At 35.9% G+C, this 20683-nt stretch carries 23 protein-coding genes; 5 read left to right on the forward strand and 18 right to left on the reverse strand.

Translation table 11 applies throughout. The features are described from left to right. Window positions 1-709: 709 nt before the first annotated feature. Entirely contained in the window at window positions 710-1945 is a 1236-nt protein-coding gene (locus tag Q763_RS10055; protein ID WP_035133833.1) for an ABC transporter permease, read from the reverse strand. Window positions 1946-1950: 5 nt separating this feature from the next. Here Q763_RS10055 and Q763_RS10060 point away from each other — a divergent pair, with 5 nt between their 5' ends. Both Q763_RS10060 and Q763_RS10065 read left to right on the forward strand, forming a co-directional pair. Beyond that, window positions 1951-3195, forward strand: a complete 1245-nt coding sequence (locus tag Q763_RS10060) for an exo-beta-N-acetylmuramidase NamZ family protein (protein WP_035133836.1) — start codon at window positions 1951-1953, stop codon at window positions 3193-3195. Between the two features lie 94 nt (window positions 3196-3289). After that, entirely contained in the window at window positions 3290-3496 is a 207-nt protein-coding gene (locus Q763_RS10065; RefSeq protein WP_035133838.1) for a hypothetical protein, read from the forward strand. 16 nt (window positions 3497-3512) lie between these two features. On the opposite strand, the gene Q763_RS10070 is transcribed toward Q763_RS10065, so the two are convergent. After that, on the reverse strand, window positions 3513-3752 hold the full coding sequence (locus tag Q763_RS10070; RefSeq protein WP_035133840.1) for a hypothetical protein: 240 nt from the start codon (window positions 3750-3752) through the stop codon (window positions 3513-3515). Window positions 3753-3758: 6 nt separating this feature from the next. Then, window positions 3759-4250: a YkgJ family cysteine cluster protein gene (locus Q763_RS10075; protein WP_035133842.1), complete on the reverse strand. Its 492-nt coding sequence runs from the start codon at window positions 4248-4250 to the stop codon at window positions 3759-3761. A 41-nt stretch (window positions 4251-4291) separates the two neighbouring features. Between Q763_RS10075 and Q763_RS10080 the strand changes: the two genes are divergently transcribed. Continuing rightward, window positions 4292-4999 (forward strand): class I SAM-dependent methyltransferase, encoded by a 708-nt coding sequence (locus tag Q763_RS10080; RefSeq protein WP_035134137.1) that lies wholly within the window; start codon window positions 4292-4294, stop codon window positions 4997-4999. A 13-nt stretch (window positions 5000-5012) separates the two neighbouring features. On the opposite strand, the gene Q763_RS10085 is transcribed toward Q763_RS10080, so the two are convergent. The 10 genes from Q763_RS10085 to Q763_RS10135 all read right to left on the reverse strand — a co-directional run bounded on the left by Q763_RS10085 (window position 5013) and on the right by Q763_RS10135 (window position 13117). After that, window positions 5013-5438, reverse strand: coding sequence for a DUF2059 domain-containing protein (locus Q763_RS10085; RefSeq protein WP_084596055.1), 426 nt, complete (start codon window positions 5436-5438; stop codon window positions 5013-5015). A 6-nt stretch (window positions 5439-5444) separates the two neighbouring features. Continuing rightward, window positions 5445-5861, reverse strand: a complete 417-nt coding sequence (locus Q763_RS10090) for a DUF2059 domain-containing protein (protein ID WP_035133846.1) — start codon at window positions 5859-5861, stop codon at window positions 5445-5447. A gap of 89 nt (window positions 5862-5950) precedes the next feature. Continuing rightward, the gene (locus tag Q763_RS10095; RefSeq protein ID WP_035133847.1) at window positions 5951-6355 is read right to left on the reverse strand and encodes a DUF2059 domain-containing protein; all 405 of its coding nucleotides are present in this window, start codon (window positions 6353-6355) and stop codon (window positions 5951-5953) included. Window positions 6356-6379: 24 nt separating this feature from the next. Continuing rightward, window positions 6380-7012, reverse strand: coding sequence for a 7-carboxy-7-deazaguanine synthase QueE (locus tag Q763_RS10100; RefSeq protein WP_035133849.1), 633 nt, complete (start codon window positions 7010-7012; stop codon window positions 6380-6382). A 105-nt stretch (window positions 7013-7117) separates the two neighbouring features. Further along, on the reverse strand, window positions 7118-8812 hold the full coding sequence (locus tag Q763_RS10105) for a tetratricopeptide repeat protein (RefSeq protein WP_035133851.1): 1695 nt from the start codon (window positions 8810-8812) through the stop codon (window positions 7118-7120). A 45-nt stretch (window positions 8813-8857) separates the two neighbouring features. Further along, window positions 8858-9799, reverse strand: a complete 942-nt coding sequence (locus Q763_RS10110; RefSeq protein WP_035133853.1) for a PstS family phosphate ABC transporter substrate-binding protein — start codon at window positions 9797-9799, stop codon at window positions 8858-8860. 265 nt (window positions 9800-10064) lie between these two features. Next, on the reverse strand, window positions 10065-10901 hold the full coding sequence (locus tag Q763_RS10120; protein WP_035133857.1) for an energy transducer TonB: 837 nt from the start codon (window positions 10899-10901) through the stop codon (window positions 10065-10067). Window positions 10902-10934: 33 nt separating this feature from the next. Next, complete coding sequence (locus Q763_RS10125) at window positions 10935-11486, reverse strand: ExbD/TolR family protein (RefSeq protein ID WP_035133859.1); 552 nt, start codon at window positions 11484-11486, stop codon at window positions 10935-10937. 21 nt (window positions 11487-11507) lie between these two features. Next, complete coding sequence (locus tag Q763_RS10130; RefSeq protein WP_035133861.1) at window positions 11508-12158, reverse strand: ExbD/TolR family protein; 651 nt, start codon at window positions 12156-12158, stop codon at window positions 11508-11510. A gap of 98 nt (window positions 12159-12256) precedes the next feature. Further along, a complete protein-coding gene (locus tag Q763_RS10135) occupies window positions 12257-13117 on the reverse strand; it encodes a MotA/TolQ/ExbB proton channel family protein (protein ID WP_035133862.1) in 861 nt (286 codons plus the stop codon). Between the two features lie 458 nt (window positions 13118-13575). Here Q763_RS10135 and Q763_RS10140 point away from each other — a divergent pair, with 458 nt between their 5' ends. After that, on the forward strand, window positions 13576-13938 hold the full coding sequence (locus Q763_RS10140) for a cupin domain-containing protein (protein WP_035133865.1): 363 nt from the start codon (window positions 13576-13578) through the stop codon (window positions 13936-13938). Between the two features lie 10 nt (window positions 13939-13948). On the opposite strand, the gene Q763_RS10145 is transcribed toward Q763_RS10140, so the two are convergent. Continuing rightward, a complete protein-coding gene (locus Q763_RS10145) occupies window positions 13949-15289 on the reverse strand; it encodes an FAD-dependent oxidoreductase (RefSeq protein ID WP_035133867.1) in 1341 nt (446 codons plus the stop codon). 182 nt (window positions 15290-15471) lie between these two features. On the opposite strand from Q763_RS10145, the gene Q763_RS17825 reads away from it, so the two are divergent. Next, window positions 15472-15630, forward strand: coding sequence for a lmo0937 family membrane protein (locus Q763_RS17825; protein WP_035133869.1), 159 nt, complete (start codon window positions 15472-15474; stop codon window positions 15628-15630). 69 nt (window positions 15631-15699) lie between these two features. On the opposite strand, the gene Q763_RS10155 is transcribed toward Q763_RS17825, so the two are convergent. The 4 genes from Q763_RS10155 to Q763_RS10170 form a co-directional block, all read right to left on the reverse strand. Then, window positions 15700-16788 (reverse strand): agmatinase family protein, encoded by a 1089-nt coding sequence (locus Q763_RS10155; protein WP_035133876.1) that lies wholly within the window; start codon window positions 16786-16788, stop codon window positions 15700-15702. 4 nt (window positions 16789-16792) lie between these two features. After that, entirely contained in the window at window positions 16793-18073 is a 1281-nt protein-coding gene (kynU, locus tag Q763_RS10160) for a kynureninase (protein ID WP_035133877.1), read from the reverse strand. 103 nt (window positions 18074-18176) lie between these two features. Further along, on the reverse strand, window positions 18177-19226 hold the full coding sequence (queA, locus tag Q763_RS10165; protein WP_035133879.1) for a tRNA preQ1(34) S-adenosylmethionine ribosyltransferase-isomerase QueA: 1050 nt from the start codon (window positions 19224-19226) through the stop codon (window positions 18177-18179). 98 nt (window positions 19227-19324) lie between these two features. Continuing rightward, window positions 19325-20548 (reverse strand): 3-phosphoshikimate 1-carboxyvinyltransferase, encoded by a 1224-nt coding sequence (locus tag Q763_RS10170; RefSeq protein ID WP_035133881.1) that lies wholly within the window; start codon window positions 20546-20548, stop codon window positions 19325-19327. Window positions 20549-20683 lie beyond the last annotated feature (135 nt).

The raw sequence follows: 20683 nt of genomic DNA on the forward strand, positions 1-20683 counted from the left end.
TATGAACGTGTCTTCTTATTTCTTAATCACTTCCCAAACAACACCTCTCAGCGTTTGTCTCTCAAAGCGGCTGCAAAACTACAACTTCTTTTTAAACCTGCAAGCTTTTTTTAGAAAAAAATTTCTTTCATTTTAAAAACTTTAAACCGGTAAAAACATCAGTGATTTTCACTGTTTCGATCGCTCAAAACAGGAAGGCAAAGGTAATATCTTTTTCCCTTAACCTGCAAATCTTTTTGATTATTTTTTTTCGGTTGTTTTAAGTGATTTTCTTTATTCAATATATCACTCAAATGCCGGTCTCAATTTCTCAATGTACGTCGCTGTATTAGCGGGTGCAAAACTAGTAAAGTTTTTCTTTTCTGCAAATGTTTTCTGAACTTTTTTTTTCGAAGCCTTTTTAAAGCAACTCCCTTTATTTAAAAGGGTTTCAGAATATTTACACTACCAAAGAACCTTGCTGTTATTGCGGGTGCAAAAGTAGCCATCTTTTCCGCTTTCACAAACTTTTAATGCTATTTTTTTAATGTTTTTTTAACCTTATTCTATAACTAACTGAACAAGTGCACTTTGATAACTAAAAAAAATCACTTTTCACAAAGCTATAGTCAACTGATTTTAGAAAATTTTCATCCAGAAATTTTAAAAGGCTCTTTTTTATTAAAAAGAGCCTTTTAAAACACATATAGATTATTAATTTTTCAATCTGTTATTCGTAGCGAAGTACTTTTACCGGAGAAATTTTAGTTATTATATAGGAAGGAACCAGTAATAAAAGTAAACATATTAGTATAGTCCCTGCATTTACCGCTAAAATAAACGGCACGTTTATACTTACCGGCGCTACTGTTACATAATAATTTTCTGGCGGAAGCTTAATTATTCCGAAATATTTTTGAATTAAAAGCAAACCTATACTTATTATGTTACCCCAAATAAGTCCTTTTATCACAAGGTAAGCCGCATTGTACAAAAATATTTTCCTGATTGACCAGTTTGGTGCCCCTACAGCTTTGAGCATCCCTACCATTTGTGTACGCTCTAAAATAAGTACTAATAAAGCAACTATCATATTAATGGTAGAAACCACTATCATAATAGTTATTATAAGAAGAATATTAAAATCGAACAGTTTTAACCATTCGAAAATATTGATATACTTATTTTCTATAGTACGGCTATCAAGTGTGGATGATATAGCCGAAAAGACTTCTTCCCCTTTTTCCTCTATCTTATCAAAGTCATCAATAAAAACTTCAAAAGAGCCTACCTGATCTTTCTTCCATTTATTAATACGCTGTACGTGCCTTATATCACCTATCACTATTGAGGCATCAAATTCCTGGAAACCGGAATTGTAAATCCCTACCAGTTCAAACACCCTAAGGTTTGGGATGCTATTACCGTCTTCTTTCATAAAGTAGGTACTAAACCTATCACCTACTTTAAGCTGAAGTCGGTTAGCCATATATTCGGAAAGTATAACTTCTTCATTAAGCTTCTCTTTAAGGTTTGGAATTCTCCCCTCTTTTAGATACTCTTCCAGGTTATCCCATTTATAGTCCTGCCCTACTCCTTTAAATATTATTCCCTCAAAAGCTTTCTCGGTCCTTATGATACCTGCTTTAGAAGCTACAGCCTGAACATGGTTTATTCCCTGCACGGTTTTAAACTCAGGGTAAAAGTCCTGATTAATACTTATTGGCTCCACACTAACTTCCGACTGGTTGTCGTCAAAGTTGGATATAATTATATGCCCGTTAAAAGCAGATATCTTTTCACGTATTTTATCCTGTAATCCTACACCGGTAGCTATAGATACCACCATCATTATAATACCAATAGCTATTGCAATAATTGCTATTTTTATTATTGGTGCCGAAATACTACTTTTATGGTCTTTTGAAGTAATCAGCCTTTTGGCTATAAAATATTCTAAATTCAATTTGTATGGTATCTTTTTCTTTGCTCAAAAATACATTTTTATTCTCATTTATACTGATTGGTTCCTGCGGAAATTCGGTTTCGGTACAAAAAGCAAAACCGGAAGCCCAAAAGGAACAAACGGAGACATATTATAAGGAGGACCAATTACTAACCAAAATTAAAACCGGAGCAGAAAACTACAAGGCATACTTACCTTTACTTGAAGGAAAGAACATAGGTATTGTAACTAACCAGACAGGCACCATAATTAATAATGGAAACACAGGGCATGTTGTTGATTTTTTATTTGAAAAGAAGGTAGCCCTAAAAAAAATATATGCACCGGAACATGGTTTTCGCGGTACTGCCGATGCTGGCGAACATATTAAGGACGGAAAAGACACTAAAACCGGACTGCCTATTATATCCCTTTACGGAAACAATAAAAAACCCAAAGCAGAGCAACTTGCCGGAATCGATGTTATGCTTTTTGACCTACAGGATGTAGGTGCCCGTTTTTACACCTATATATCAACACTACATTATGTAATGGAGGCCTGTGCCGAAAATAATATACAATTAATAGTACTAGACAGACCTAACCCTAACGGCAGTATTGTTGACGGACCTGTTCTAGAAAAAGAATATAACAGTTTTGTGGGTATGCACCCTATACCTGTATTACACGGAATGACAATTGGCGAGTACGGACAAATGATTAATGGTGAAAAATGGCTAAACAATGGTATTCAATGCAATCTTACTGTAATACCATGTTTAAATTACAACAGAAATATGGAATATCATTTACCGGTAAAACCATCACCTAACCTTCCTAATGACCAATCGATAAGCTTATATCCCAGTCTTTGTTTTTTTGAAGGTACAAATGTGAGTGTAGGTCGTGGCACAAATAAACAATTCCAGATATATGGATCTCCTTACCTGCCAAAAAAAGACTTCAGTTTTACTCCGGCACCAAACGAAGGCGCTAAAGACCCAATGTATAATGGTAAAATTTGTTTTGGTGAAGATTTAACTAAAACAACCAAGCCAAAACAACTGGAGTTAAAATGGCTTATTGAAGCTTACAGCAAAACTGAAGACAAATCAAAATTCTTTATTTCATTTTTTACCAAACTTGCCGGGACTAAAAAGCTACAGGAACAAATCGAGAACGGTACTAGCGAAACTGATATAAGAAAAAGCTGGGAACAGGGACTTGACAGCTTTAAAAAAACAAGAAAAAAATATCTTATTTATAAGTAAGCTATAGCCAATTCTTAATGTTTTTACAAAGTACTTTTACTTACTATAATTGTTTTGTAACTTTCTGCTAAGTATTAACCTAAAAAAATAAGCCATGAATATAGCAGAAACAATAGACAACGTTATACAATACATAGTAGGTATGATTGATAAAGCAAAAGGTTATATAAATGAGGTAATTGAGTTTTTCACGATGTTAAAAGAAAACATAGATGCCCTATTAGAATATATAGATGAAAAAATACAGCACATTCAGGATATTATAAGCGAAATAAAATACCATGAAGAAGTTGCTGCTTAATAAAACAAAAGCCCTCCTATTTACCGGAGGGCTTTTTTATTTTATCTACTTTAATTGATTTTATAATTTTTACTATCAACCATACTATTGCGTGAAGTATTGCAAAAATTATAAAGAGTACCAATGACGCACTTAATACTTCAAACATTTTTGCAGTCCAGCTCGCATCAATCAAATCACTGTTTATAAAAAGCAGTGATAATGATATAAAAAAAGCCAGTACATATAGCAATAAAAGCCTTTGAGGTGTTTTCATACTTAATTAAACGATTTTCTTTTTCATTTCTTCTACAATATTATAAGCTGCAGGGCAAATGGCAACATTTTTAAGGGTAAGGTTGGCTATTTGCTGAAACTTTTTCCTGTCGGTATGCGGAAACTCCCTACAAGCCTTAGGTCTTACATCATATATCATACAATAATTCTCGGCATCCAGAAAAGTACACGGCACACTTTGCAACACATAATCATTATCCTCATCTATTCTTAAATACTTTTCTATAAATTGCTGAGGCTTCATTTTAAAGTGCTTCGCAATCCTTTCAATGTCGGCAGTTGTGAATAATGGCCCTGTAGTTTTACAGCAATTAGCACAGGTAAGGCAATCTGTTCTTTCAAATTCCCTGTCGTGTAAATCCTGCATAATGTAATCCATATTTTTTGGAGATTTCTTTTTCAGCTTATCAAAAAACTTTTTGTTCTCGTTATGCTTATCTTTGGCAAGTTTTGGAAGCTGTTGTAAAAATTTCTCCATCACACAAATCATATTATAGTAAGCAGCAAAAGTATAAAAAAATGAAAGACCTTTTTGGTAAAGCAATACTGGATTATCAAACCAATAATTCTCCTGAGGATATTATTACCGAAACATCAATATCTGAAGAAGATGAAATGAGCGTTGCTTATTTGTTTAGAAGCTATAAGCAAATGCCTAAAACAGAACAAAAGGCACTTTCATTGTGTAAAGGTCGCGTACTTGATGTAGGCTGCGGTGCCGGAAGCCATAGCTTATACCTTCAAAATGAAAAAAAACTTGATGTTACTGCTATTGATATATCTGCTAATGCAATTGAAGCCTGTAAACTTCGTGGCGTAAATGATTGCCGTACTATTAACGTACTTGAACTTGATAATGAAAAGTATGACACAATTATCCTATTAATGAATGGTACAGGTATTTTTGGGAAACTGAAAAATATAACTCAGTATCTTGAGAAGCTTAAGTCGCTACTTAATCCGGGTGGACAAATACTAATCGATTCATCTGACATTATTTATATGTTTGATGAAGATGAGGACGGAGGTAAATGGATCCCAACTGATACCGACTATTATGGAGAACTAACCTTCTCGATAGCATATAAAGGGGAAAAAGAAGAACAGTTTGACTGGCTTTATATTGATTATAATACAATGCAAAACGCAGCCCATGCCAATGGCCTGAACTGCGAACTTATATTAGAAGGAGAATATTTTGATTATTTAGCAAAACTCACCTTATAATACACATTACTCCTTATTCTTCAATTTTATATTTACCTACTCTAACATAATACTGTAAATCGCCCATTTTTTCATAAAAAAGACTTTTAGCCTCATCATAAGCAGTAATATAACTTTTGTTTTCAGCCGAAAACTTTTTACCTAAAGGCGAATTGTAAAACTTAATTATATCTTTTACTTCCTCATGAGTATACTTTTCTAAAAAGTGTTCTTCCACCTTCTTATTGTACACAACAAGCAAAGAGTCAAGTTTTTTAGTAAATTCTGCTTCATTTTCAGGACTAACAGAAAGTATCTTATCCTCACGGGTGTGCTCTGTTTGCTCAACAACTCCCATTAATTTAATCAACTCGTTTACGTCTTTTTTAAAACTATCATCCTGAGCCTTTACAGGTAAAACTGGCAATAACAATAATGCAATATAAAATATTCTTTTCATGGTATACTATTCTTCTTTTTTCTCCTTTTCTTTCTTTTTCATTTTATAGATCTCCATTCCCAAAGGATATTCATCCGGAAAATCATTTTCAACAAGAAGTCTTTTATCTGATAAAAACTTTTTCCCAACAGGTGTTTTATAAAATGCCAGAAGCTGTTGAATTTCATCATGGGTATATTTATCCATGTAATATTTTTCAATATCACTTGTAAACTCAGACACTATTACATCATAATCTTTGTTGAAATTCTCTTTTTCTTTAGCATTAAGTCTTACAGACAAAGCGCGTCTCATAAGTGACATGTCTTTAGTATCAACTGTGATTTCAACGAGTTTACTTACATCTTCTTTAAAAGAAGTATCCTGTGCAGATGTAACATGGTAAGAAAAGAGCAGTATACCGCTTAAAAATATTTTTTTCATTAGGTAAGATGTTATTATTAGTAGGTGCAATATAAAAAAAGTCCGGTAAAACCACCGGACTTTTTTTATATGTATGTTTTAATACAATGTTACTGAGCGTATTTCATTATCATACTTTGTAGCGACATACTCCAATCCTGAATAGACTGTAATGAAGCCTCTGTAAGTGCTCCTGCATTAGCTGTAATTTTTTTACCTACAGGAGTTTCATAAAACTTAATGATTTCCTTTACTTCCTGATGAGTATAGTTTTCAATATAGAAATCTTCCATAGTTTTAAATACAGGTTTTAAAGACTCGTCAAACTCTTTTAAAAACTCTTTTTGTTTATCTGCAGGAATCATACCTACTACTTGTTTTTTAGCCACTTCAATTTGAGAAGTTGACCCTGTCATTTCAATTAGTTTCTTTACATCGTTTCTAAAAGCATCATCCTGAGCAGAAACTAAGTTTGCCGAAAGGATAAAAACAAAAATTAAAAGCAATTTTTTCATTGGTTATTATTTAGTTGTTATAAATTAAGGAATATTCAAATATTTATGCGTTTGTAAAGATACTCTCCATTTAGGGTTGTTCATCACATAGTCTACAATAAGCGGGGTCATTTCCTCTTTCTTACTCCACTCCGGCTGTAAAAACAAAATTGCATCCTTGTTTACCTTTGCAGCCTGTTCTTCGGCAAAAATAAAATCGTGTTTATTGTAGATTATAACTTTAAGCTCCTGAGCTTTATTGTAAACTTCATCAACAGGAAGCTTTGTTTTTTTAGGCGAAAGACATATCCAGTCCCATGTACCTGTTAAGGGGTAAGCCCCCGAAGTTTCAATATGTATTTTTAACCCTTTTTCTTTCAAGCCTGCAGTTAATGGCCCCATGTCCCAAGTTAATGGTTCACCACCGGTTATTACAATAGTCTTAGCATACTTAGCTGCGTTTTCTACTATAGCCTCAATTTGGGTTGGCGGGTGTAAATCAGCATTCCAGCTTTCCTTAACATCACACCAGTGGCATCCCACATCACATCCACCTACACGAATAAAGTAAGCCGCAGTACCTGTATGGTAACCCTCTCCCTGAATGGTATAAAATTCTTCCATAAGCGGAAGCATTACCCCTTTCTCTACTGCTATTTGTATATCTTTCTTAAGCATTTTAATTTAAAATAGTTGGCAAAGATACATATAAAAAAATCAGTGCAATAAAATCCATAAAAAAAGCCGACAGTTAACTGTCGGCTTTTCAATATTAAAAGTTTATTACTTTAGTCTTTCTAATTCTCCTTTAGCATATCCGTCGTTTGGATCAAGCTCTAAAACTTTATTGTAGTACTCAATAGCTTTTTCTTTCTCTGTTACTGCATAGTAAGAAGCAGCGTTAGAGTAAGCCTCAATAAGGTTCGCTTTTTGTTTTGCTACTTCTGCATCACCTTTTTCAGTAACTATCCTGATGTACTCATTATAAGCCTCAACCATTTTTTGGTATGACTCATCTGTTTTTATTCTTTGATTAACTCTTGCTTTGTATAGGAAAGCATCCTGAGCATCCGGAGAAAGTTTAATTACATAATCAAGAGCAACATCAGCTTTTTGAAGTTGTTCTGCATTTTCTGCCTGAGCTTCAGGCGACTTGTTTAAGTGATCAAAATAAATTGAGTAAGCCAGGTAGAAATTATCATAGAACAGGTTTCTGTTATCCGGATTTGTAGTAGCTACTTCAAACACTACAGAAGCAGGACCGTATAATTTTTGTCCGAATAATTTCTTACCAATTGCGTTAAACTGGTTTGTAATCTCGATATCTTTTTCTGCAGAAGCTTTAATATCACTTATCGCTTTATCAAATACAGTTTGATCTGTAATAACTGTATTACCCTGCTCGTCTTCACTGATAACAGAAGCCATTTCAGCTAAACCTAAGTAAAGGTGATCTCTCGCAATAACACGCTTAGGATCTACCTGCGACATAAAATCTGTCATCGCTTTAATACTTTGCTCATAGTTACCATTCTCGTAAGCAGAGTAAGCCAGGTAACGTAAAATTCTAGGGTTAACCTTGTCTAACTGTTGCATTTTCTTAGCCTCCTCTTCAAGAGCTTTATAGTCTCCTGCAAGTACAAGGAAGTCAGCATGTCTCATACGTGAGTTAAGAGAGTAGTCAGTAAGCGTCATATACTTCTCGTAGTACTCTAAAGCTTTCTTTATATTCTCATTATATTTTTTTGGCTCATAAGCACCCCATAGGTAATATGTCTCTGCAAGCTCACGGTAAGCCGGACCATAGTTAGCATCTTTAGCTATCACTTTGTTAAATGCAGCAACTGCTTCAGGGAAAGCAGCTCCGGTATTTTTAGTAATTACACCAAGCTGTATATCTGCTCTTAGAAGATTTGAATCAAGATTAGATGCTGTACGGTAAGCTTTGTAAGCTTCGTTATAGTTTTTATCTCCTACATAAGCATCACCTAAACTAAGGTAAGCCTGTGCTGATTGTGAATCTTTTTCTATTGCCTGGTTTAATACAGCAATTGCTTTTTTATAATCAGGGTTATCAGATTCAATGTAAGCTCTACCTATATAAATAAGTTGCTCAACATCTTTTCTTCTTAACTCATCTTTAACCGCTTTGAATTTAGCTTCTGCAGCCGATGCGTTTCCTTTATTTAAATCAATTTGTCCAAGACCAATTGTATTGTACTCAGGGTCGTGTTTTACCTTAACACCTTTATTGAAGTACATAGCAGCAGAATCCTGCTCTGTTTGTTTAAGATATACGTCTCCTAAAAGAAAGTAGTTTCTACCCTCGTCAGAATCTGATGCAATTAAAGATTTTAAAATTGTTTTGGCCTTCTGATATTGTTCGGCATCGATCGCCTTCAAAGCCTGCTCTGCATCCTGCGCATTAGCTGTACCGAAAACCAATAATGACAAGCCAATGATTTTTAATTCTTTCATTTTAATTCTCCTTTTTAAATATATAATATTACTTTTCTTCTTTATTTATAACTTTTTACGAACAGATATCTCTCTCGTTGGTATATCAATTGGTAAAAGACCGGACTTTAAAATTATCCTTTGTCCTTCACGCGCACTTATATATGTGTCAAAACCCATGCCTAAACCCAAACGTCCCTGATAATTCACCACATAAAGGGTTCTTATTAACGGGTAATCGCCTGTGGCTATATTACTTTGGTTAGGTTTGTAATATTTTTCTTTACCCTTGTCAGCCTCAGCATTATCCACTGCTAAAACTGTAATTTCATTAATATATTGTGTAAGGTGTGGTGGTGCCTGTACAATCCAGTCAATACCAATAACTCCTATGGCACCATCATTATCATGAACATATTTAATAACGTCTTCATTTGTTTTAAACGCATAAATACCTTCTTGTGGTAATTTATCAATTCCGGCAAGTTGCTTCATATATTCAAGCGTACTTGAACCCGGATTATCAAAAACTAAACTTTTAATATTCCCTGTAGGCTTACCCTTAAGTACGTTTAAAACATCCTCAAGTTTAACTACAGTATCATTTCTTTTATTATTAGACAACAAAGCTATGGCATCTTTAGCAAACTCTGTCACTCTTGGTGTAATCTTTCTGTTAGTAAAGTGCTTTTCTTCCTCAGTAGTTAACTTACGGGACAAAACAGCAACCGAAATAGAGTCCTGTAAAAGCGCATTTATAATTTCCTGTTGCGGTTTATTTACCTGTGTAATTTCGGCTCTTGGATAAACGCTGTGAAAAACAGCCAATACATCTTCAATAATAGGGGTAACTGTATTATCTGTAACCAAAGTGGTTTTACCCGATGTAAGAGTTTCTTCAATTATCTCCTCACCATTTTCATTTTTTTCTTTACAGGAATAAACCACTGACACTACAACTAATGCAGCAGCAAAGAAAATGGATGTGTATTTGTTTCTAATTTTCATTGAAGTTCTTTTTTGGTTAACTGTATTTTTGCCTTAGTCTTATAAAACGTATAGCTGAATATACTATAAGTACAACTCCTAAAGCCATCCTTTGGTTATACGATAACGGCAAAGGTAAAGTTTTCCAAAAAATTATCATAAGGCCTAAGCCAAGATACATTAAGAAGAAGAATAAGCCAAAAACAAACAGAAATCGCTTGTGAAGCGATTTCTGTTTTTCTCTTTGAGAGTTTCTACGTTGTGAAAGCATCTCTTATATTTTAATTTATGATCTGATGTTAATTGTAATAGGCAGCGTAAATGAAGCCCTTACATTTTTACCATTCTGAACACCCGGAGACCATTTTTTCTTCATTGACTGAAGTACACGGATAGCTTCTTTACCCATACCGTATCCAGGATCTCTTAAAACTTTGATATTACTCATAGAACCATCTTTTTCAATTACAAAAGAAAGATAGATTTTAGCAGTCATATCTCTGTCAACATCAGGTATTCTGAAGTTGCTGTTTACATAGTCATAAAAAGCTTTCATACCACCAGGGTACTCTGGTTGTACCTGAAGACCGGCTGTACTATATACATTTGTATCTTCCGGTTCAACACCTTTATCAAGATCTCCTGCAGGAGTACCAATTACGATATCACCTGTTGGGCTGGCTTCAGCATTTCTTGAACTTGGATCAGCTTTTTCAAACTGCTCTGTTCTAGGCGGCTCTTCAACAACCTCTTCTTTTTTCTTAACCTCAAGTTCCTTGAATTTCACCTCTTCAACTACCGATTTAGGAGCTTGCTTCACTTCCTCTACCGGTGGCGGTGGCGGTGGTGGCGGTACATCTTCTACCGGTGGTGGTGGTAAATCAATCACCTCAATCACTTTATCGATAGTTTCCGGTTTATCTTTTTTACCAACTAAGTTATCAAAAGCTGCATAAATCTTAGGTAGTGAAATTAAGAAAACAAAAAGGGCTGCACCGATAAAGAAGGCTCTTATCGTTATCTTTGGATTTTCTGACCTTAGTTTGTAAGCACCATATTTTTTGTTACGGCCCTCAAAAACTATGTCAATCCATTCCTGTTTGAATATATTAAGTTTAGACATAATTTATATTTTTTGATTAGCTGAAATCAGGAATTAATACATTCCCTTTTCTTCTAATAATTCCACTTCCGGCTTAGATATATCACCAATAGCATAAAGCTGTACATTGGTAATTGCCATTTCATCAAGAATATCTATAAGATTCTTGTAATGTGTTTTATCACTTGGCTTAATGATTACTATAAGACCTTCACCTTCTTTTGTATAAAGTTTTTTTACTGCAGCAATACGCTGTAATAAAATCTGACGGATACCATCTTTCCCGTATTGGGTTTCAGTTGGAGCTACAAGAGGCTCATCAAACTTACCTAAATACCACAAAAGTGTATTATCCTTACCCATAAGGATTGTTATAGTTCTGTCATCCTGAACCTCGGTAGTACCGTCATCTATATCTTCTTTATTTTTATCTGGCATCGCCAAATTCATAGACTGTGGCTTTGATAACGATGTGGTAAGCATAAAGAAGGTAATCAAAAGGAATGCAAGGTCAACCATCGCTGTAAGGTCTACCCCCGGATTCGATTTCTTACTTCTTACTTTGCCACCCTTGCCGCCATCGCCGCCGGTATTTAATTCTGCCATTTTATATTATATTTTATAATATTAAAAATCTTCATCACGTAAACCTGTTACCAGGAAGAATCTGTTTTTCTTTTGATCCTGCAGGATATCTATAACTCTCTTAATAGTAGTATAGTCTTCATCGGCATCACCTTTAATGGCGATATCAAGATCAACATACTTAACATCTTTCTTACCACTATTAATCTCTTCGTTAAGAAACTCTCTTGAAGCTTCACGTGAAAACTTAATCCAGTCACTTAACTGGTCGTTAATAGTATCAAACGGTATACCTTTTTGATAGCCCGGCTCATTTCTTTTAGCCGGCTCCATAGCCAATAAACCCTTAAGTTGATTTACAGGAACACCAAACCCCTCCATTAAAGAAAAACTAGTATACTCCTCTTCTGTAAAAGGAACATTATATTTTTCTGAAATACGTTCTAGGGTTTTTCTTCTTACTTCTCTACCTAATACGTTAAAGAAAACTTCGTTATCACCTACAGTAATTGTTGCCAGGTTATCTTCAGGCAACTTTGTTTGTACGGTTGAAGCCGGTGCATCCACAGGGTGTGGATCAGGCATTTTTGCCGTAGCTGTAAGGATAAAGAAGGTAAGCAAAAGAAAGGATACATCACACATCGCGGTCATGTCAATCCTTGTACTTTTTCTAGAAACTTTTACTTTAGCCATTCTTAAATTTTTAGCTTACATGTAAAGGGCAAAAAAGTGTGCGCAGTCGCACACTTTTAAACCTTACACTATTATTAAAACTTAACTCTTTTTATCAATTATGCGTTGTTTGCACGCGCTCTAAACCTTCTGTAAGTTTGAACGATTGTGAAACCAGCCTCATCGATAGAGTAAGTTAGCTTGTCAATTTTAGAAGTAAATGAGTTATAAGCGATAATCGCCACTGTAGATGTAGAGATACCTGTTGCAGTGTTGATAAGCGCCTCAGAAATACCGTTTGCCAGCTGAGCTGAATCCGGAGTAGAACCTGCACCAAGAGCAGAGAACGCTTTAATCATACCTGTTACCGTACCTAGAAGACCTACTAACGTACCAATTGACACAAGAGTAGAGATTACAACTAAGTTTTTCTCTAACATTGGCATTTCAAGAGAAGTTGCCTCTTCGATTTCCTGCTGGATAGCAGCCTCAGCTCTTTCGCTGTCAAAACCTTCTCTTTTAACTTCTTCATATTTTAATAAACCTGCTTTTACAACATTTGCAACAGTACCTTGTTGCTTGTCGCACTCAGCCATAGCCTCAGAAATGTTACCATTGCTGATTTGTTTTTGTACTTTTTCAACAAAAGCGCCTACGTTACCTTTACCAGCAGCTTTTGATATTGAAATTAAACGCTCAATTGAGAATACAACTGACATAAGGAAAAGTCCCATAAGTACAGGTACTACATAACCTCCCTTATATACCATTCCAAGATAGTTACCCGGTTTTGGGTGACCAGCCTCAGCACCAAGCTTGATTATTTCTTCTTCATTTTCGAAGTTTGACGGAGCACCCATTATGTATCTCCATACAAGTATACCTATTACGATACACAATACAATTGTTAATGCAGCGAAAACATTTGACCCTTTAGATCCACCTTCTTTTTTTTCCTTCTGAATAGATGCGTTTGCCATTTCTTTTAAAAATTTAGTTTTTTTTGATTTTTAATAATAGTTCTTATTGTTATTTTTTTGCTTTTTAAAATAAGATTGGCAAATTTATATTATTAGGAGATAAAAAAAAATAAAATGATTTTTTTTCTCGTTTCTTAACATTAAATTATCACAATCTTAAAGATTCATAAACACCCAATTTAAGGGCTCAATTTAAACAATTTCTATTTTTTTACTTACAAATCTGTTTTTCATTAGTATTTCCTTTAAATTTATATAGATTACGTATAAATAACATAAATCCCCTGTTTTTATTGTGCACGCATTGTAAAATAGTTTTTTTTCACGAAATTAATGCTCAAACTAACACATTATTACCCTAAACAAAGAACGTTTTGTAGTACTTGTTTTATAAAATTACAACTAAAACGTCAAATCACCTAACAGTGCACTAAATTTTAATTAAAAAATAACTCATTATGAAACAATATTTTACACAAAAAAATCCGTTTATAGTACCTACAAACGATGGCAAACTTATAGAAGAACATTTTGGAAACGTCTCAAACGGAGACAGTAACATATCTATAGCCCACATGATAGCCCCTCCGCAGTGGAGCGAGCCTTTCCAAACTCCTGAGTTTGATGAATACACCTATATAATTAAGGGAAAGAAACAGTTTATTATCAATGACGAGAAAATAATACTGGAAGCAGGCCAGTCAATCAAAATAATGAAGAACACCAGAGTGCAATACTCTAACCCTTTTGATGAGCCCTGCGAATATATAGCCGTTTGTACACCTGCCTTTACAATAGAAGCCGCTAACCGCGAAGCATAAAAAAAGCTGCTTATTTAAGCAGCTCTATTATTTTTTGCTCCACTTCGGGGCTATTCCATTTGTTTTCTATACCATCTATTTGCATCACCTCGTCCATAATGGCTTTTTGCCTATCCCCTATCTCAAGAGCTTCAGAGTACGGCCTGTAACTAAATGTCACTCTACTATATAACGGAAGCCATTTATCAGGATGCCTGTCTGAAAACCATTTTTCTATCTTTTTCTGTAAAAGAAACTTATCATCTATGGTTTTAGAACTCATCTCCATAAAGTTACGGTAAGAAAGCTCAGCTATCGCATCGGCATTTGGTTTACGACTTTCCTGATACTCCTTGAATATAGCATCCCAGTCGTCACCATATTGCTCTATTAACTGACTGAGTATGGTTATATCTTCAAAACCGGCATTCATACCATGACCGTAAAAAGGAACAATTGCGTGGCAGGCATCTCCTATAAGAGCAACCTTATCAGAATACGTCCAGGGATAACATTTCATTGTCACCAGTGTACTGGTAGGATTTTTAAAGAAATCTTCAACCAGTTCCGGTATTACATCAATGGTAGACGGGAAATAATCTGCAAAGAATTTCTCCAGAGTCTCCCTGTCCTTTAACGCCTCAAACGAGTTTTCTCCTTCAAAAGGCATGAAAAGCGTACAGGTAAAACTACCGTCAAGGTTTGGCAATGCAATTAACATAAAATCGTTTCTTGGCCAAATGTGTAGTGAGTTTTTATCAAGCTTATGAGTACCGTCGGCATTTGCAGGTATATTTAGCTCTTTATAACCGGTATTTAAAAACTGCTGAGAGTAATTAAACATACTTTGCCTTTGCATCCTGTGACGGATTCTTGAAAAAGCACCATCGGCACCAAAAACCTTGTCATACTGAAGTTCTTTCCACTCCCCTCTTTCCGTCTCACCGGCATGAAGGGTCGCATCAGCAAGCGTTACATCCCATATTTTTGTTTCAAAGAAGAATTTAACACCTTCTTCCTCTGCCAGGGTAACCATCTTTCTGTTTAGCAGTCCGCGTGAAATAGAGTAAATACTTTCACCGTCTTTCCCGTAGTACTGAAAATTAAGCGGCTCTCCTATTGCATGGATAGCACGTTTTTCCATTGGGATTGCTATTTTCCTTATCTCCTCTCCCAACCCTACATAATCGAGCGCTCTCCATCCTCTGTGCGACATTGCCAGATTAATGGAACGTCCTGAAAACTCTACAGTTCGTATATCCGGGCTCCTGTCATAAACATGTACTGTGTGCCCTGCTCTTTTTAGGTATATTGCTAACAGAGATCCTACGAGTCCGGATCCCACTACAGCAATTTTTAAGGGAGTTTGCATGGAAAATAATCTAAAACACTGCAAAAATACTGATTTAATATCACAAGCCTTTGTTTTTAGGGATTTATTTCATGCTCAGTATTTTATTAAGAAAACTTTTGCACATAAAGGATTCTTAATTAATTAACAGATACGAATCACTATGTGTAATTTTACTTCACTAACTATAAAAAAATACTGTTATGAGAGATTTAATCTGGTTAATTATCGTTATCCTTATCATAGGCTGGTTAATAGGATTCTTTGGATTTGGTGAAGCAGTAGGTAGCCTAATTCACGTTTTGCTTGTACTGGCAATTATAGGAATACTTTACAGACTGGCTGTAGGCCGACGCCCGTAAACAGCTTTACTTAAAATACAAAAGCCCTGCAATTGCAGGGCTTTTTGTTTTGTAAATACAATATATAAGTTAGAACTTAACTTCATTACCTATTTCCATATTGTTGTTTTTTACCAAAACACCACACATATGGAAAAGCATTCTTGCTCCTACGTTACCATCCCAATCATCACCTTCTTCTCCCGGAGCTACCTCCACAAGATCGAAACCAATGATTTCTTTTCCGCTTTTCGCGAGAAGACTAAACAGATAAGCTGCCTGCTCAAAAGAGAAACCTCCCGGTACCGGAGTCCCTGTATTAGGACAATACCACGGATACATACCGTCTATATCAAAACTGATACAAACTTTTTGAGGTAATTGTGCAATAATAGTTTCACACTGCTGTTTCCATGTGACTCCTTCAAAAGTTTCGGCTTTCAGGTCACGGTCTGTAAATACCTTTACGCGTCCGGCTTCAGCCTGTACCACTTCTACTTCTTCTTTACAGAAATCACGAATACCTACCTGAACGATTTTTGATATTTGCGGAAGTTTAAGTGCATTATACATAATAGATGCATGCGAGTAAGTAAAACCTTCGTAAGCAATACGTAAATCCATGTGAGCATCCAGGTGAAGCAGCCCGAAATCGCTATGCTTTTCTGCCAAAGCTTCATAATATCCCAGTGGGGTACTGTGATCACCTCCTAAAAGCACCACTTTTTTACCCTGCTCCATCCAGTACTTAACTCTGGCTTTTACCTCATCTTTAAACTGACCACAAATAACATTAATCTCATCAAGGTTAGCTTTAAGCTCAGGGTTTCCCTCTATTTTCTCTCCGTTTTCAAGAGCCTCAATAATAGGCTGCGCCAGATTTTTGTATTTCCTGCTTTTATCAGACCATTCTTCGGTCTTATCATTCAGGTCAAGAAACATACCCAGTTTCCATAAATCAGGAAACTCCTGATGAAGCAAATCTACCTGAAACGAAGCCTCTAAAATAGCTTCGGGTCCCTGAGACGCACCCGCTCCATAACTCACGGTTACTTCCCACGGGGCAGGAACAATAATAATTTCACTTTCTTCAGCCGTAAACGGAAGTCCGAAAACACTCGCGTCTGCCAGTCCCGGCTGACTTGGATCGAATGTTGCTATTTTTTGCTCTTTTGTCATTTTATTATTTGTGTGACTGTATACCAGCCTTTAAAATCTGACCAAACTCATACATATCTTCAAACGAACAGTATAATGGCACCGGCGCCAGCCTGATTACGTTAGGCTCTCTCCAGTCTGTAATAACACCGTTCTCCATTAAATAGTCAAATAACGACCTTCCTTCACCATGAAGATAAACCGAAATCTGGCTTGCTCTCTCCTTTGGTTCAGAAGGGGTAATAACCTCAAAGTTACCGTTCACTTCCTTATCTATTTCATGAAGCACATATTCCAGGTATGACGTAATCAAATCACGCTTTTGTATAAGTGCCGGCATACCTACCTCATCAAACATCTCTACCGATGCTAAATATGGCGCTAAAGAAAGTACAGGCAAACAACTTACCTGCCATCCGTTTGCCCCACGAATAGGGTCAAACTGCGGCTCCATAAGGAATCTTCTTTCCTTGTTGTGACCCCACCATCCTGCAAAACGAGGAAGATCCATATCGTTGTGATGTCTTTCGTGAACAAATGCTCCCGATGCATTACCCGGACCCGAGTTCATATATTTATAACTACACCATGCTGCAAAGTCAACATCCCACTCGTGCAGTTCCAAATGGATATTACCTGCACCGTGAGCTAAATCCCAACCTACATAAGCACCTGCATCCTGACCGGCTTTTGTGATTGCCTTAATATCAAACACCTGACCTGTATAGTAGTTTACACCTCCCATTAAAACAAGGGCTAGTTCGTCACCTACTTCCTTAATGGTATTAATAACATCTTCATGTCTTATATTATGCTCGCCCGGTCTTCTTTTAATCTCTACAATTGCATCTTCCGGATCATAGCCATGGAATTTAACCTGACTTTTTATCATGTACTGATCGCTTGGAAATGCTTTCTCCTCACAAATTATCTTGAACCTTTTTTGTGTAGGCTGATAAAAAGTAACCATCATAAGATGAAGGTTTACCGTTAGGGTATTCATCACCGTTACCTCACTTGGTAAAGCACCAACTATTTTACTCAACGGAGCTGCAAAACGCTCATGGTAATCCCACCAAGGCTTATCGGCATAAAAGTGACCTTCTACCGCAAGTTTACCCCAGTCGTCCATTACTTCGTCAACATAGGCTTTAGTCCTTTTTGGCTGTAACCCAAGCGAGTTACCCGTAAAGTAAATTACCTGCTTACCGTTTACATGAGGAAAAATAAATTCGTCTCTGTATTTAGCAAGTTTATCGTTGGCATCAAGCTGCCTTGCAAATTCTCTTGTATTTTGAAATTCCATTGTTATTTGTTTGTTGGGCCGTAAAATTACATAATTAATAAAAAAACATGAAACAAAAAATCCTGCCGTTAAAAGCAGGATTAATTTTTTATGATTTTTCTAATTAAAGAATAAGCATTGCATCTCCGTAAGAGTAGAACTTATAACCTTCTTTCACCGCCTCTTCATAGGCTTTCTTCATTAAATCGTGCCCCATAAAAGCACTAATCATCATAAGAAGTGTAGACTTTGGCGTATGGAAATTAGTAATCATACAATCGGCAACACTAAAATCGTATGGAGGGAATATAAACTTGTTAGTCCACCCAACATAAGGATTTAATGTTTTTTGTGAAGAAACAGAACTTTCCATTGCTCTCATAGTAGTTGTACCTACAGCACACACTTTCCTTTTAGCAGCTTTAGCTTTGTTTACAATATCACAGGCATCCTGAGTAATGATTAACTCTTCAGAATCCATTTTATGTTTAGATAAATCTTCAACCTCAACCGGGTTAAAAGTACCTAAACCAACGTGAAGTGTAACCTCTGCAAAGTCGATACCTTTTATCTCAAGCCTTTTTAAAAGGTGCTTAGAGAAGTGAAGACCGGCAGTTGGTGCTGCAACAGCTCCTTCTTCTTTAGCATAAATAGTTTGGTAACGGTCTGCATCTTCAGGAACAACTTCCCTGTTTATGTATTTAGGTATTGGAGTTTCTCCAAGCTCATTAAGTTTAGCTCTGAACTCTTCGTATGAACCATCATATAAAAATCGTAAAGTCCTTCCTCTTGAAGTAGTGTTATCTATAACCTCAGCTACAAGAGAATCGTCATCTCCGAAATAAAGTTTATTACCTATCCTTATTTTTCTTGCAGGATCTACAAGCACATCCCAAAGACGTTGTTCTGAATTCAGTTCACGTAACAGGAAAACCTCAATTCTTGCTCCGGTTTTTTCTTTATTACCATATAAACGGGCAGGAAATACTTTAGTGTTATTAAGCACCATTACATCACCTTCGTCAAAATACTCAAGAATATCTTTAAAAAGCCTGTGCTCAATAGTATTTGTTTTTCTGTTAACCACCATTAAACGGGATTCATCCCTGTTTTCTGCAGGAAATTCAGCCAGCAATTCTTTTGGCAGATTGAAATTGAAGTTTGATAATTTCATCTTTGTATTTTTAATTGAGTGCAAATATACTACCGCAAAACAGGGGTTGTCAAGTATTTTGGGATATATTTATTTTTTAACTGACAAAAGCCTTTAATTTAAAGCGTTTTTACAGCTATACCTACCTGTTGCATATCGTCCCAAAATGACGGGTATGATTTAGAAACCACACCTGCATCATTTATTACAATGGATGTTTTTAATGCAAGCGGAGCAAATGCCATTGCCATACGGTGATCGTTGTAAGTATTTATAGCCACATCACTGTTTATATGTACCGATGGCTCTAATGTTAGAGAATCATTAGTCACGATAACTACAGCCCCCAGTTTGGTAAGTTCTGTTTTAAGAGCTTCAAGCCTGTCGGTCTCCTTAATTTTAAGAGTGTGGAGCCCTGTTAAATGGCATGCAGTTCCTAAACCGAAACAGGTTACAGCAATGGTTTGAGCAATATCGGGTGTATTTACTAAATTTAAACTGAGCTGTTTTTGTGCCTCACCTGTATTTTTTAGTGTGATTGTATTTTCACTAAAAATTGTTTCAACACCCAGTTCTTTATAAATCTCTGAAAGTGCACTATCACCCTGAAGGCTTTTTTGTACATAAGAGGAAAGGCTTACTTCAGTTCCTTTTTGTGCTAATGCTACTAATGAATAAAAATAAGAGGCACTACTCCAGTCACTCTCTACTATTAACTTGATTGGGCTAACCTGCTCTAAAGGCTTAACCCTAATTACATTATTCTCCAAGACTGCCGATATTCCAACCTGATTTAAAAGATTAAGTGTCATTTGCAGGTAAGGCAATGATGTTATTTCTCCGTCGAGAGAAATCTCAAGTCCGTTTTTAAGTTTAGCCGCAACAAGTAATAAAGCTGTTATATACTGGCTGCTTATGTTTGCCTTTAATGTAACCTTATCACAAATTATCTCTGTCCCTGTAATCTTTAACGGCGGATAACCTTCATTCTCTATATATTCTATTTTAGCTCCCAGGCTTTTTAAAGCCTCTACAAGTATACCTATAGGACGCTCCTTCATTCTGGCAGAACCTGTAAGCACTACTTCCTTACCCGGAGTCACAGCAAAATAAGCTGTAAGAAAACGCATGGCGGTACCGGCATGATGAATATCTATCACATTATCATCACTGTTTAATGCTTTAGTCATAACAGATGAATCATCTGAATCGGAAACATTTTCTACAGTGATTTGAGGATACAAAGCCTGCAATAACAAGAGTCTGTTAGACTCTGATTTACTTCCCGTTATCTGTATTGACGAAGAAAGCATCCCGGAGGATGCTTTTAGTAGAATATTCATTAATCTAAATATTTTTATTTTTCTTACTAAACCATTTCCCTTCCCTAATCTTTGACAAGATAAACATTTCGCACAATGTCATAAACAAAGTAAAGCTTGCCATAAAGCGCCATTTGTTCTCAAAGTCATTCCACC

The sequence above is a fragment of the Flavobacterium beibuense F44-8 genome, assembly GCF_000769915.1.
GTDB lineage: Bacteria > Bacteroidota > Bacteroidia > Flavobacteriales > Flavobacteriaceae > Flavobacterium > Flavobacterium beibuense.